Origin of the sequence: Frankia sp. BMG5.23 (assembly GCF_000685765.2) — a bacterium.
Taxonomy (GTDB): Bacteria; Actinomycetota; Actinomycetes; order Frankiales; family Frankiaceae; genus Frankia; species Frankia casuarinae.
This window is the reverse complement of sequence record NZ_JDWE01000028.1, coordinates 18019-31115: the sequence shown is the minus strand read 5'-3', so window position 1 is coordinate 31115 and position 13097 is coordinate 18019. Positions and strand designations below refer to the sequence as shown.

The window sequence follows — 13097 nt, the reverse complement described above, 5'->3', positions numbered from 1 at the left end:
GCTGCTCGTGTCAAGACGCATCCGTTCGCAAAGTTGACAGCGTTCTCGTCGAGACCCACCATGACCGTGGTGAGCAGTCCGGTTCCCCGTCGCGAACGACTGCGGCAGGCCACTCTCGACGAGATCAAACAGACCGCGCGCGCCCAGCTGGCCGAGCGTGGCCCGGCTGCGCTCTCCCTACGGGGGGTCGCCCGGGTGATGGGCATGGCCCCATCGGCCCTGTACCGCTACGTGGACAGCCGGGAGATCCTGCTGGCCGAACTGGTCGCGGACGGGTTCGCCTCGCTGGCGGAGGCCCTGGAGGCGGCCTTCGACGCGGCCGATCCGCATGACCACCTACGACGCTGGCTCCAGGTCGCCCGCGCGCAGCGCCGCTGGGCCCTGGACCACCCGACGGAATACGGACTGATCTTCGGTCCCGGCATTCCCTGTGCCACGTCGACCAACGACCGGATGATCACACAGCTGCACCGCGCGGTCGCGGTGCTGTTCCGCTGCATGAGCGAGTCGACCGGGGCCGGCATGATCGACACCGCCGCGGTGGACGCCCAGCTCACCCCGCCGATGCGCGCCAGCCTGCAAGCCTGGGGACGCGACCACGACGTCGCGATCGACGCCGCCGGACTCGCCGTGTGCCTGGCCGTCTGGACCCAGTTGCACGGCTTCATCTCCTTGGAGATGTTCGGGCACCTCCCCCCCGCCCTTGACGACATCGACGAACTGTTCGACCGGCAGATGGCGGACGCGATCATCCGCGTGTGGCGAGGCGGGTACAACCTCGCCACGGTGATGCCCGTCCCGCCGGCCGGCCGACCGGTCGCGAAGTGACCACCCGGTGCCGGCCAGTCGGTCCGGTGATTGACGGTCCGGTGGTCGCCGGGCAGCGGTTCAGCTGCCCGGCGACCGGCCGCCGGACGGTCAGGCCGAGGTCCGCATTCGCCGCCCCAGTGCGTCGAGCGCGACCCGACGGGTACTCTTGATCTCCGGCAACCGCGCCTGATAAGCCGGTGCCGTGGCCAACGGCTGGTAGAAGCCGAGCCGCGGAACGAAGTCGGTGTCGTCGTAGCCCGGCGGCCGGTGCAACGCATACGTACGACCCGGGAAAAGCAGGTCGTAGTTGTCGGCGATCTGCCAGATGGCGACGTGCGGGTCGACCCGCCGACGCTGAAAGTACGCCTCCAGGACATCGATTGTGAAACTAATCTCATGGAACTGTTTGACCAGGCTGTGGTAGTGCTGGCCGACCTGATACTTGATCGGTAGTTCGACCTGGAGACTATCGGAGTAGTCGAGCAGATCGAGAGCCAGAACCTTCAGTGACGTCTCGACGCCGTACCCCCGCGAGAACGCCAGCGCCGCGAAGACGTCCGCGTCGATGACGAACTCCCCGATCAGCGGCTGGATTGTCCGAGTGATGGACGGCACATACCTGGCGAGCTGTTTCGACAACAGCGACCGCAGCATCTCGGTGGTTCGCCCCCCGGGCTGCCCGTCGCCAGTCACTCTACGCGAACTTCCGTTGACGAAAAGCGGGGCGTTATCGGCAGTCGCGGCGGCAGCCAGGACACCCACTGTATATGGATCATAGCTTTCCAGATCGGCGTCATGGAAGATGAGCCGACTCCCGAACGCAAGATAGGCGAGACTACGCATCGCACCCGCCTTGCCGCCGGTCGTGGTGGCCTCTCGGCCCGCGTGACGCTGCAGGACCGACTCCCCACGCACGACCCAGCTGGCGCCCGCGTCGGTCGCGATGCGCATCAGGCCATGTTCGTCCCCGTCCGACGACGGGTCGACAACCACGCCGATCTCGTCCAGCACGCTACGCTCCTGCATCCAGCGTTGCCGGTTGAGTGCGATGATGTCGCCGAGAGTTCGAGCCGCCTCCGGGCCACGGGCCGGGATGAGCAGACTCAGAGTGATGCCCTTGGCGAGTTTGTCGACCTCGATTGAGTCGAGGTCGAGGCTGGTGGGTTCGAGCGTTCGCACGGACGCCCCTCTCTCGTGACCTTTCTTCGGTACGGACAGCCCGTACCGGTGATGACGTCCAGATGGGGATCTGGTGCGGCATTGCCGGCGGTATCAGACGGGCTGGGTAGGGAATCCCCCGGCCACCCCGGACCGCATGATTGCGTACCTCCGTTCACAACGCCTCATCCGCCCGAGTCGTAGCCGGTACCTCCCCGCGTGTTCCGGTTCACCGCTTCCGCCTCTCGACCACCCGGGAACGATCGGTCCGCCACATGCAGGTGCTGGAGCGTCAAAGTATCGGTCTTACGACCGTGTCCGTCACTCCCCATCTTTCTCGAGGGGGAACAACCACCGCTTCTGGGACAAGGAGCGAACACTCGGCGCCGCACCAGCACGGCGCATGACCCCGCCGTGCCACGGAGAGTACCCGACCAAGCGCCCGGAACGGTTACTCCAGGACCGATCCGAAAGAACTACCCCCACACGGCCCGCCGATGCCACCGGATGGGCAGAATCGCTCACGGCGTCCTACTCTCTTTCGATCATGGCCATGGAAGGAAGACCGGCGCGCGGCCGGACCATCCCGAGGACGGACGATCGGGCGGCGCTCGCCGACCTGCCCGCCGCCGTGGCCGCGCTCACCATCGCGTACGCCGGGACACCACGGCGGATACGGCATCCGGGGCTGGGGGCTGTCTACTCGAACCAACCCTCTCGCCGACGTCATGCCCACCGACGTCATGCCCACCGACGTCATGGCCACCGACGTCATGCCCACCGACGTCATGGCCACCGACGTCATGGCCCGGTCTGGCGGAGCCGACCGCGACCCGGTCCCGTCCCGCGGCCTTGGCGGCGTACAGCGCGCGATCCGCGGCTGCGACGAGCGCGAAGGTGTCGTCCGCGTGATCGGGGAGGGCCGCCGCTCCGACCGAGACCGTCACAGCGATCAGCAGCGACTCCTCGCCGGTGTCTCCCCGGACACCGGCACCCGACCGGGCCTGGCCGCGCGCCCTCGTCGGCTCCGCAGACCCCGCAGCCCCGGACTCCCCCGTGCGGGCCGGCGGATCCGGAACTCGCGGCGCGGGCAGGACGATCCGGACGGGTTCTCGTCCGACGCCGCGGCGCAGACGTTCGGCGATATCGGCGAGGGCGTCTCCCCGGACATTCAGCGTGAGCAGCGCGAACTCCTCACCCCCGTAACGGGCGACGACGTCACCGGGACGGGTCACGACCAGCAGTCGCCGAGCCACCTCCGTCAACACCTGATCACCAGCCGGATGGCCGAATCGGTCGTTCACCGACTTGAAGTGGTCGACGTCAACGAGGATCAGCCCCATTCCGGATCCGGTGCGTCGTACCCGACCGGCCGCCAACCTCATCTCGGTCTCCAGATAGCGGCGGGTACGCAGGCCGGTCAGCCCGTCCGTGATCGCCAGACGCCGCTGGTCGGCCTCCAGGCCCGCCATCCGAACGATGATCAGAATCATCATGATCGCACTTACGGCCACGGCGACCAGCAGATCCCGTAGATCACCACGGATCACCTGCACGGCCAGCACGGTCGGAGCCACCAGCCCGGCACTCGACAGTGCCACCAGGCGCCGGCCGCTGCGCGCCTGCGCACGCGGGGACGCCGGCCGCGTGAGGTCGACCATGGTCGGATGCAACCCGGCGGCGCCGAGGGCGAGGTTGCCTGTCAACCAGATCGCGTCGAGGTAGTTGCCGACCTCGAAGGTCCCGTTCGTCTGCTGCACGACGTAGATGGTGTCGGCGGTCAGGTTGGCGAGCAGATTGCCCGCCAACAGGAAGAAGGCGGGTGGGCGGCTCCCGTGCCCCAGCACGAGACGGATGGCCACCCCCAGCAGCGCCAGATCCATCGCCGGATAGGCCACCGAGGTGACGCCGACGAACAGATCATGGTCCGCACGCACCTGCGGCGCGATCAGGTAGAGCCAGGACAACAGAACCGCCGCGAGCAGGAACATCGATCCGTCGAGCAGGCCGGCGATGTCCCGTTCCTGGGTCCGTCGCCGGGTCAGCAGAACGAGACCGACGACGAACAGCGGATAGTGGCCCAGATATAACACATCCGGCAAGGCCGGATACTCTGTGATGTCAAGCACATAGTGAAAGATGTAGAAGGCACCATCGCCTATGGCGTACATCACCTGGCTGATTCCGATCAGCAGCCAGGGACGTCGGTCGGCCAACTCCTGGCGTCGCAGGCCGAGGAACACGGCCCCCGCGGCCGAGGCGCTGAGGCAGAGGTAGATGACCAGCCGGACGGCACGTGGGCCGCCGGTCGTGGGAAACTGGCCGTAGACGAGGATGGCGATCAGACCGAGACAGAGATAGACAAGCCAGACGTGGCTACGCCAAGCGCGCCGCCACGATGGAGCCGGCATCACCCCTCGGTTCGCGACGCGGGATCCGTGCGGGACAGCGGACGTGGCAGCGGTGCCGGGGTCCACCGGGAGGTCCGGGCCGGTGCGTCGTCCAGCTGAACGTGATGCCGTTGATGGGCGTTCGTTGTCGGGTTGACCGAGGGAATCGAACCTGTCGACCGTGCAGGACCGGCTGGCGGTGAACAGCCGCCCCGGAGGGACCGGGCCATGAGCAGCCTCTCAGTGTGGACGTACGGGTGGTACGCGTACCGGCCACGTACGCCTGTGGTGCCTTGCGGCATTCCGTTGCCGCTCACGGCACCTACAGCGCCACTGAGCCCACCCGTCTGGTTTCGACGGGTCGGACCCCGCGACCTACCGAAACCGTATCGAATGGTTGCTCTTCGTACAGGAACATTTGAAGCCCGATGGGCACTATTGTCCGATCATTTGTCCGATCATTGTGCGGGATTCGCCCCGTCCGGACGGATCTCGACTGGCGCGGTCACGAAGGGCGAGCTTCGCCCGGACCACTACGAGCCGATGATCGGCAAGTCAGGCCGACGACCGCCGTCGCGGACGTTTCCGCGACGCGGGTCAGGGGTGGGCGACGAAGTTGAAGTGCGCCCCCGACGCGAAGGTCGTCCGGAACATGGGCAACGTGTAAGGACCGTCGCCGTCCAGATCGAAGATGCGCAGTCCGAGATCATTGTCGACGAGCGTGTACATCTCGTCGGCCGTCGTACCGTAGTCCCGGGCACCGGCACCGAACTCGAAGACGAGATGCGGCCGGCTGGAGCCGATCAACTTCTGGCCGCCCTTGAACACCCCGTACTCGGCCCCCTCGACGTCAACCTTGATCAAGGTTGGCCGGTAGTCGGCCGGCATCGCGTCGTCCAGCGTCTCGACGGCCACCTCGATCCGTTCGACGTCCTCACTGTCGGGCACCCGATCACGCAGCCCGCTGTAGGCGGGCCTGCTGCGGACGTAGGTGAAGGGCAGCACCCCCGGCTGGTCGGCGAGCGCGGCCTGTCGTACCTCCACCGCCGGGAAATCGGTGGTCAACGCCGCGGCCATGTGCGGCAACGGCTCATAGGCGACGTGCCGGCCTCCCGGGGCGTGCCGGAGGATGGTCCGCAGAACGTCACCCTTGTGCGCGCCCACGTCGATACAGTTCGAGTCCTCCCGGAGGACGAAGGACAGCAGCAGCGCCAGATGCCGGTCGTCGCTGCGATTGCGGCGGGCGGTAGGAACGACGTTGTCACGCACCAGCTTCAGCGCCGGGCCGAGGCCGATGTCGACCGCCACCCGCCGGGCCCTTGCCAGCTGCTTTTCCATCCGAGGATCCATCCGCCGCGACCTCCTGTTGTTCAAGCGGTGACCTGCCGGAGTGTCATCGCCGAATGACCCATTATGACAGTCAGTACACCACTATTGGGCGAACATGATCCACGGTCAAGACCAGTAACAGGAATTTCAAGTCCACTTCATTCCCGCTCGACCCCGCTCGACCGATAATCCTTACGTCACGAAAGAGTTCGACTTCTGAACCCTTCCGCAAGGGAAGGGTTCAGAAGTCGCGGCAGACTACCCAGCGAGACCGTTCGACCTCGCATCGGCCGCCGCCGCGATGGAGAAAATCGACGGCGGCCGCGCCGGCATCCCGTCCTCAGCGGGCTCCGGCGAGAATCTGCTCGTCGACCGGCTCCGCGGCGAAGGATCCCACCGGTGGGCAGGTGCAGACCAGGTTGCGATCACCATAGGCGCCGTCGATCCGACGTACCGGGGGCCAGTACTTGGCGGCCCGCAGCGAAGCGACGGGATAGGCCGCCACCGATCGCGGATAAGCGTGTGACCATTCGTTGGCGGTAACCATCTGTGCAGTATGCGGAGCATTATGCAGGGGATTGTCGGTCCGCGGCCAGATACCGTCTCCGACCTTGTCCGCCTCGGCCCGAATGGAGATCATTGCGTCGCAGAAACGATCGATCTCGCCGAGATCCTCACTCTCCGTCGGCTCGACCATCAGTGTTCCGGCAACCGGGAATGACATGGTCGGAGCATGGAAACCGTAGTCGATGAGACGCTTCGCCACGTCGTCCACGGTGACGCCGGTCAGCTTCGTCAACGGCCGTAGGTCCAGAATGCACTCATGGGCGACCAGCCCGTCCCGGCCCGCGTAGAGCACCGGATAGTACGGATGCAGCCGGTGGGCAATGTAGTTGGCGTTCAGGACGGCCACCGAGGTTGCCCGGCGCAGGCCGTCCGCCCCCATCATCCGAATGTAGGCCCACGGAATCATAAGAATTCCGGCCGAGCCCCACGGGGATCCCGAGATCGGGCCCACTCCGGTGGCCGGTCCTGCCTCCGGCCGCAGCGGGTGGTTCGGCAGATAGGGCAGGAGTTTCTCGACCACGGCCACCGGGCCGACCCCCGGACCCCCGCCCCCATGCGGGATGCAGAACGTCTTGTGCAGGTTCAGGTGGCTCACGTCGGCCCCGAACTGCCCCGGCCTGGCGAGCCCCACCAGAGCGTTGAGATTCGCTCCGTCGACGTACACCAGACCGCCGGCCTCATGCACGATCGCGCACGCCTGCCCGATGCCCTCCTCGTACACACCATGGGTCGACGGGTAGGTGACCATCAGCGCGGCCAAGGCGTCCGCGTTCGCGCGGGCCTTGCGGGCCAGATCGTTCAGGTCGACGTTTCCGTCGTCGTCACAGGAGACGACGACCACCCGCATTCCCGCCATCGCGGCGCTCGCCGCATTCGTCCCGTGCGCCGAGGAGGGAATGAGACAGATGTTTCGCACCACGGATCCGGGAACAGCATGATCGCGGTGATAGGCCCGGATGGCGAGCAGCCCGGCGAGCTCACCCTGGCTGCCGGCATTCGGCTGGAGGGAGACCCCCGCATATCCGGTGATCTGCGCGAGCCAACGCTCCAGGTCCTGAATCATCGCGAGGTATCCGGCGGCCTGGTCCAACGGGGCAAATGGATGGATGTCAGCGAATTCCGGCCAGGTGACCGCGGCCATCTCAGTGGTCGCGTTGAGTTTCATCGTGCACGACCCCAGGGGGATCATGCCCCGGTCAAGAGCCAGATCAAGATCGGACAGTCGACGCAGATAGCGGAGCATCGCGGTCTCCGACCGATGGTCGTGGAACACCGGATGCTGCAGGTAGGGATCCGTACGCACCAGTTCGGCGGGCAGCGCCACCGGCTCGTCCGCCGCTTGGTCCGCCTGGTCCGCCTGGTCCGCCTGGTCCGCCTGGTCCGCGCGGGCCACGAGATGATCGTTCGCCGCCGCGACGGACCCGGTCCAGGCCCCGGTCCGGATCTCGGTCCCGGTCCCGGTCCCGGTCCAAGTGATGCCCGCCGTCGCCTCCGGGCCCACCCCGAAGGCCGACCGGACGGCCTCCAGCTCGGCCTGGCCCGTCGTCTCGTTGCAGGAGATACCCACGTGGTCGTCGTCGACCAGCCGCAGGTTCACGCCCCGCGCCAACGCGTCCGCAACCACCTGGGTGGCCCGGCCCGGCACCGCGGCGAGGACGGTGTCGAAGAACGCGTCGTGCACCACCGTCACACCGGCGGCGCGCAGGCCTTCGGCGAGGCGCACCGCGTGCCCGTGGATGCGACGCGCGATCCCGGCCAGGCCCTCCGGGCCGTGGTAGACCGCGTACATGGAGGCGAGTACCGCGGGCAGCACCTGGGCCGTGCAGATGTTGCTCGTCGCCTTCTCCCGTCGGATGTGCTGCTCACGGGTCTGCAGGGTGAGCCGGTACGCGGGTGCGCCGTCCGCATCGACCGACACCCCGACGAGCCGCCCCGGCAGGGACCGTTCCAGCCCCTTGCGCACTGCGAGGTAGCCGGCGTGCGGGCCTCCGAAGGACAGCGGTAGTCCGAACCGCTGCGTGCTCCCCACCGCGATGTCCGCGCCGAGGTCGCCAGGCGCCCGCAGCAGGGTCAGCGCCAGCGGATCGGCGGCGATCGTGACGACGATGCCGCGCTCCCTCGCCGATGCGATCACAGCACGCACATCCCGCAGGACGCCCGCCGGCCCGGGATAGGACAGCAGCAGGCCGAAGGCCGCATCCAGCTGCGCCGGGCCCACGGCCGTGAGTCCGGCTGCGAGATCCGCGACCACCACATTGATCCCCAGCGCCTCCGCCCTGGTCGCGACCACCGAGACGGTCTGCGGGAGGGTGTCGGCATCGATGAGGAACGTCGCGCGGGAACCCTTCGCCGTCCGAAACGCGATCTGCATCGCCTCGGCCGCCGCGGTCGGCTCGTCCAGCAGGGAGGCTCCGGCCACCGCAAGGCCGGTCAAATCAGTGATCATCGTCTGGAAGTTGAGCAACGCTTCCAGGCGGCCCTGGGAGATCTCCGGCTGGTACGGCGTGTACGCCGTATACCACGCGGGGTTCTCCAGGACGTTGCGCTGGATGACTCCCGGCATCACCGCGGGATGGAATCCCAGCCCGATCATCGAGGAAACCGGTCGGTTCCTGCTACCGAACGCGCGTAGGGCCGCGAGCACCGCGGGCTCGCTCAGCGCCGCGGGAAGATCCAGATCATGGTCACGGATGCTTGCCGGGACGGCCGCGTCGGTGAGCGCGGCCAGTGATTCCACCCGCAGCGCATCCAGCATCTCCCGTTGGGATGACGGGTCCGGGCCGATGTGCCGATCGGCGAACCGCGGGATGGCCGCGGCGGGCAGCCGCCTCGCACCGTTCCTGCCCACCGCCGCGGCACTGCCCTGTCGCGGCGCCCCCGACCGCGCGTGCGACGACGCGGGACTGATGGTGGCGGTCGTGGCGGTCGTGGCCGGTCCATCGGCGGTCGTGGCCGGTCCATCGGCATAGGGGGTGTCGTCGTACTCGGTGACGTCAGGCATGATGACTGCTCCGGAGGTCGGGCGACGACGGATCATGCCGGCGCCGCGGCGGGCCTCCCCCTCTGTCATTGACCTGAGAGCTTCACCAGCGCCGCCGCCGGCAGTCCGGGGAGCTGCGGGCGGGGAACGCGGCTTTCACCGTCGGCGGGACACCCCACGGCGTCCACTTTCCAGAGTTGCCTGACCCGGCGGTTGGGGGCCTGAGAGTTTATGGGGAGAGCTTGCTCCTTCGGCGTCCCGAACGGCGAGCGACCGGGACTCTCCCGCACGGGCGTGAGCGGCATCGGTATGGAGTTGTGGGACGGGGCACGGATGACCCGGGGATGCCTACCAGTAGCGAATGATCGACTCCCAACTGGCGCCGGTCCCCTCGACGCCGGCTGCGTTCAGCCACGATTCCACTCCCCGAACACTAGCTGCGGGGGCCCCGCGGGCCAACCAGCGTCCCCCACCGAAACCTGTCCGCAACATGAACACACGAACCCGTGGGGCCGTGGGCCCCGACCACGGGCTCACGGGCCCCCGGGCTCATCGTTCGTCCGCCATCCGATCCCGCGGGCGGTGGCAGCGGCCTCGGCGTCAAGGCCGCCCGCCGGTAGGCGATACGAGCGCGGATATCTATATATTTAGACACATGTCACAACTCTGCAAAAAATATCAAGAAACATCAAGATTCCGAGATGTGCTTCAGGACTGACGTCGAAAAACCGGGCCATGCCCCCTGGAATGCCCTCCCGATGCTCTCCCACCCGCGCGGACGACACCTACACAGATGAAATGCGAGGTATCGCCGGGTCGCCGGACTGCACGCGCATCATACGGTTCATCTGCACCATCCGACGCCGACGCCCGCCATGAAAGGTGCGGCCGGGCAGGCCGAACGCGGACACAGACACGAGGGCGTCATCACACGAGCTGGATAGGAAGACGGCCAGTAAGCCGTCATCGTCGACTAGCCGGCAAAAAATTCGCCATGACAATTGATCATGTGGCAACCACCGCCTGGGGTTGAACCGGTGCGGCGTCTGGACTTAACCTACGGATGCCGGCTGCGCGAGCTTCATTGCACTAGCTTCATTGCACGGCGACCACTCTGGGCGATGGCAAGTAGGAGGAGAACTCCTCTTTCCGCCGTCCAACATCACGGGGAGGTAGAGCTCGATGCAGGGCCTTCGGTCACTGTTCAGAGGTCGATGCGCCCTTATCCCGTCACTCCACACGCAGGGCACGGATGCGTATCCGCATCCCGGCAGCCCGGCGGTCGCCGGGGTGCCAGCGGGGAGACCGGTACAGCCGTTCCACCATTGGAACCCGACCGGGCCATGAGATCGCTCCAGAGAGCACAGTCCTTCGGCCAGCTGGCATCCCTGGTCAGCCTGATCGGGGTGGGTGTCGCGCTCAGCGCGCTGTTTCAGCTGTTCCACCTGCCGAATATCTCGAAGGTGCACGGCTATCGGATGGCCATCGCGGTGCTGCTGGCGGTCGGCCTGTACGGCGCCACGCTGGGGATCGCCCGCGCGGCCTGGGCGGACATCCGCCGGATCGTGCTCGTCGTCACCGTGGGCGTCGCCCTCAAGGCCCTGCTGATCGGTGGCGCCCTGGCCCTCGCGCTCGGCGACCCGCTGTACCTTCTTCTTGGCGTGGTGGTCGCCCAGATCGATCCCCTGTCGGTAGCCACGCTCACCTCGGGTTCGCGAATGTCCGAACGCGGTCAGGATCTCCTGCGCAGCTGGGCTGCCTTCGACGATCCCGTGACGGTACTCCTTACTGTGTCCCTGGTCACAGCGGTCGGTTCGACGTTCGTCAAGGACCAGCCCGCGATGACGCCGGATCTCGGTGGACCGTCGGGAGTCAGCGGTTTCTTCGTCGGCTTGGCGCTCAACCTCGGCCTCGTCACCCTCACCGCCCTGCTGTGGCGGGGCGCCAAGAGAAACGCGACCAGCGCCCTGGCATTGACAACGGGTCTGATCATGGTGGCAGCAGGGTTCTTTCTCATGCTGGCGGTAGCAATCGGTGGGCTGATCCTCCGTCCCGATGCCAAGCTCTTCCCCGAGCGCGGGGACGACTTCTTCCCCCACCTCGTGGAGAGGACCGTACGGGTCGCGTTCTATGGTGCGGCGGTCGCGCTCGGCCTGCTTCTCTCCGGCGGAATCGCCTTTGTCCACGGGGCCGCTCTGGGAGCCGCAGCCTTCGCCGCACAGGGTCTCGTCGGCTACCTTCTGACCCACCGCATGTCCCGACGTGACCGGGTTTATCTGGCCGCTTCCCAACAGAACGGCATCACGAGTATCGTGCTGTCCCTGGCCTTGGAGCCGGCGATTCCCGGGGTCGCCGCCGTCGTCGCTCCGGCGATCGTCACCATCAACCTGCTGCACTGGCTGATCAATCGCTGGATCGGCACCAGGCCGAGCGTCTTCGGAATCACCGCCGCGGACGACGCGGCCTTCGACGACCGCGGCCTTCGACGACCGCAGCCTGCCGCTGCGGGAGATGTCCCCGCGGGGCAGCGACCTGCTGGCTGTTGAGTAAGTGATGCGATGTGTGAGTGAACTTGAAGCAGGGGGCGCAGCGTGCGGGTGCCCACTACGTCACCGCCTACCGCTGGTTTCGGGAAGGGAAGCTGCCCGTACCGGCGCGCCCGGTCGGGCAGCTGATCCTGGTCGAGCCGTCCGCCGTCGAACGCCCCGCGGGAGCCGCCGCGGTGTACGCGCGGGTCTCCCCCGCCGACCGGCGTCCCGGCCCTGACCGTCCGGTTGCCCGTGTCACCGCATGGGCAACCGGACGTGAGCTCGAAGACCTGCTCCGGCTGTGGGGCCGCCATCCGGCAACAGGTGGCTGCGAGCAAGGCGCCTACTCATGCTTCATGACCCGCAACGGTCAGACGAAGACCGTCTCGGCTGGGCGCAGGAGCCGCGCCAAGGCCTCGGCCGGAAGCACCGCAGCATCGGCCGGATGGGTTGAAAGCGGAGCAATCTGGGTGCGGTAGCAGTCGACCGCTCGCTGCTTGGCCCGATGCACGTCGACGGGAAGATGCACCCGTCGCGCCCTGGCCCAAGGAACTCGCGGGTCGTCCGGCACCGCCCAGTGCCAGGTCCAGATGGGGTACTCGAGCAGCCGGGTGCCCGCCCGCGCGGCGGCGATCTCCGCCGCCCGACCCGTCGCCTCATGATCTGGATGACGATCCCCGGCATACGTCGCGAGCAGCCACCCGTCGGCGGTGAGCAACGGTTCCAGCTGGTCGGCCAACAACTCCTCGTGCCCGGCGACCCGCCCGTCGCGCAGGCCGACCCGATGCACCGGTACCTGGGCCAGGCCGAGTTCGGCGAGAGCGGAATGCTGTTCCGCCACCCGTCGCCGCGCAAGCTCGGCCGGCGACAGCGTCGGAGATCCGGGATGGGATGCATCACCATCAGTCACAGCAACAACGGTGAGCGACACACTCAGCGTAGACAGGATGGTCATCAGACCACCGATGCCCAGCACCTCATCGTCCGGGTGGGGAGCCACGATCACCGCGTTTGTGGGCGGAACGGTCAGGTCCAGCTCCGCCCACCCCGGATCCCATCCCTGCCAGACCGATTCGGGGGTCCCGCTGTCGTCGGCGAAGGGCCGACGCTCGTCCGCCACGCGTTCCTCCTGCATCGTTCTTCCATACGGCATGCGGCGCGGCACCGCACGGACATCGGTGCGGTCATCGGCAACGCCACACGCACGGGGCGGCATAGCGCCCCCACGACGCCGGCAGGCACCATCACAGTCCCATCTTCCGGGCACAGTCCCATCTTTCGGACAAAGCCCACTCTCCCGGGTGCGCCCACGTCGCAAGCAGGGTGGGCGGGGCG

The 13097-nt window shown here is 67.4% G+C and carries 7 protein-coding genes, 1 pseudogene and 2 riboswitches; of the genes and pseudogenes, 3 read left to right on the top strand and 5 right to left on the bottom strand.

Features of this window, described 5'->3' with window-relative positions:
* Window positions 1-60: 60 nt before the first annotated feature.
* Entirely contained in the window at window positions 61-828 is a 768-nt protein-coding gene (locus tag BMG523DRAFT_RS13900) for a TetR/AcrR family transcriptional regulator (RefSeq protein ID WP_051623875.1), read from the top strand.
* A 90-nt stretch (window positions 829-918) separates the two neighbouring features.
* Here BMG523DRAFT_RS13900 and BMG523DRAFT_RS13895 read toward each other — a convergent pair whose 3' ends face one another.
* From BMG523DRAFT_RS13895 to gcvPB, 4 genes are all read right to left on the bottom strand, one after another.
* Window positions 919-1989 (bottom strand): hypothetical protein, encoded by a 1071-nt coding sequence (locus BMG523DRAFT_RS13895; protein ID WP_011438432.1) that lies wholly within the window; start codon window positions 1987-1989, stop codon window positions 919-921.
* Between the two features lie 620 nt (window positions 1990-2609).
* Complete coding sequence (locus tag BMG523DRAFT_RS13890) at window positions 2610-4379, bottom strand: GGDEF domain-containing protein (RefSeq protein ID WP_051623874.1); 1770 nt, start codon at window positions 4377-4379, stop codon at window positions 2610-2612.
* A gap of 576 nt (window positions 4380-4955) precedes the next feature.
* On the bottom strand, window positions 4956-5696 hold the full coding sequence (locus BMG523DRAFT_RS13885; protein WP_232235106.1) for an FkbM family methyltransferase: 741 nt from the start codon (window positions 5694-5696) through the stop codon (window positions 4956-4958).
* Between the two features lie 331 nt (window positions 5697-6027).
* Window positions 6028-9255, bottom strand: coding sequence for an aminomethyl-transferring glycine dehydrogenase subunit GcvPB (gene gcvPB / locus BMG523DRAFT_RS13880; RefSeq protein ID WP_152987854.1), 3228 nt, complete (start codon window positions 9253-9255; stop codon window positions 6028-6030).
* Between the two features lie 55 nt (window positions 9256-9310).
* Window positions 9311-9434: riboswitch (glycine riboswitch) on the bottom strand.
* Window positions 9435-9532: riboswitch (glycine riboswitch) on the bottom strand.
* Between the two features lie 1045 nt (window positions 9533-10577).
* Between gcvPB and BMG523DRAFT_RS13875 the strand changes: the two genes are divergently transcribed.
* Complete coding sequence (locus tag BMG523DRAFT_RS13875) at window positions 10578-11780, top strand: hypothetical protein (protein ID WP_023840999.1); 1203 nt, start codon at window positions 10578-10580, stop codon at window positions 11778-11780.
* A 20-nt stretch (window positions 11781-11800) separates the two neighbouring features.
* Window positions 11801-12046 (top strand): annotated as a pseudogene (locus tag BMG523DRAFT_RS26525) (IS607 family transposase); the annotation flags it as partial.
* An 86-nt stretch (window positions 12047-12132) separates the two neighbouring features.
* On the opposite strand, the gene BMG523DRAFT_RS13870 reads toward BMG523DRAFT_RS26525, so the two are convergent.
* Entirely contained in the window at window positions 12133-12882 is a 750-nt protein-coding gene (locus BMG523DRAFT_RS13870; protein ID WP_023841001.1) for a PIG-L deacetylase family protein, read from the bottom strand.
* Window positions 12883-13097 lie beyond the last annotated feature (215 nt).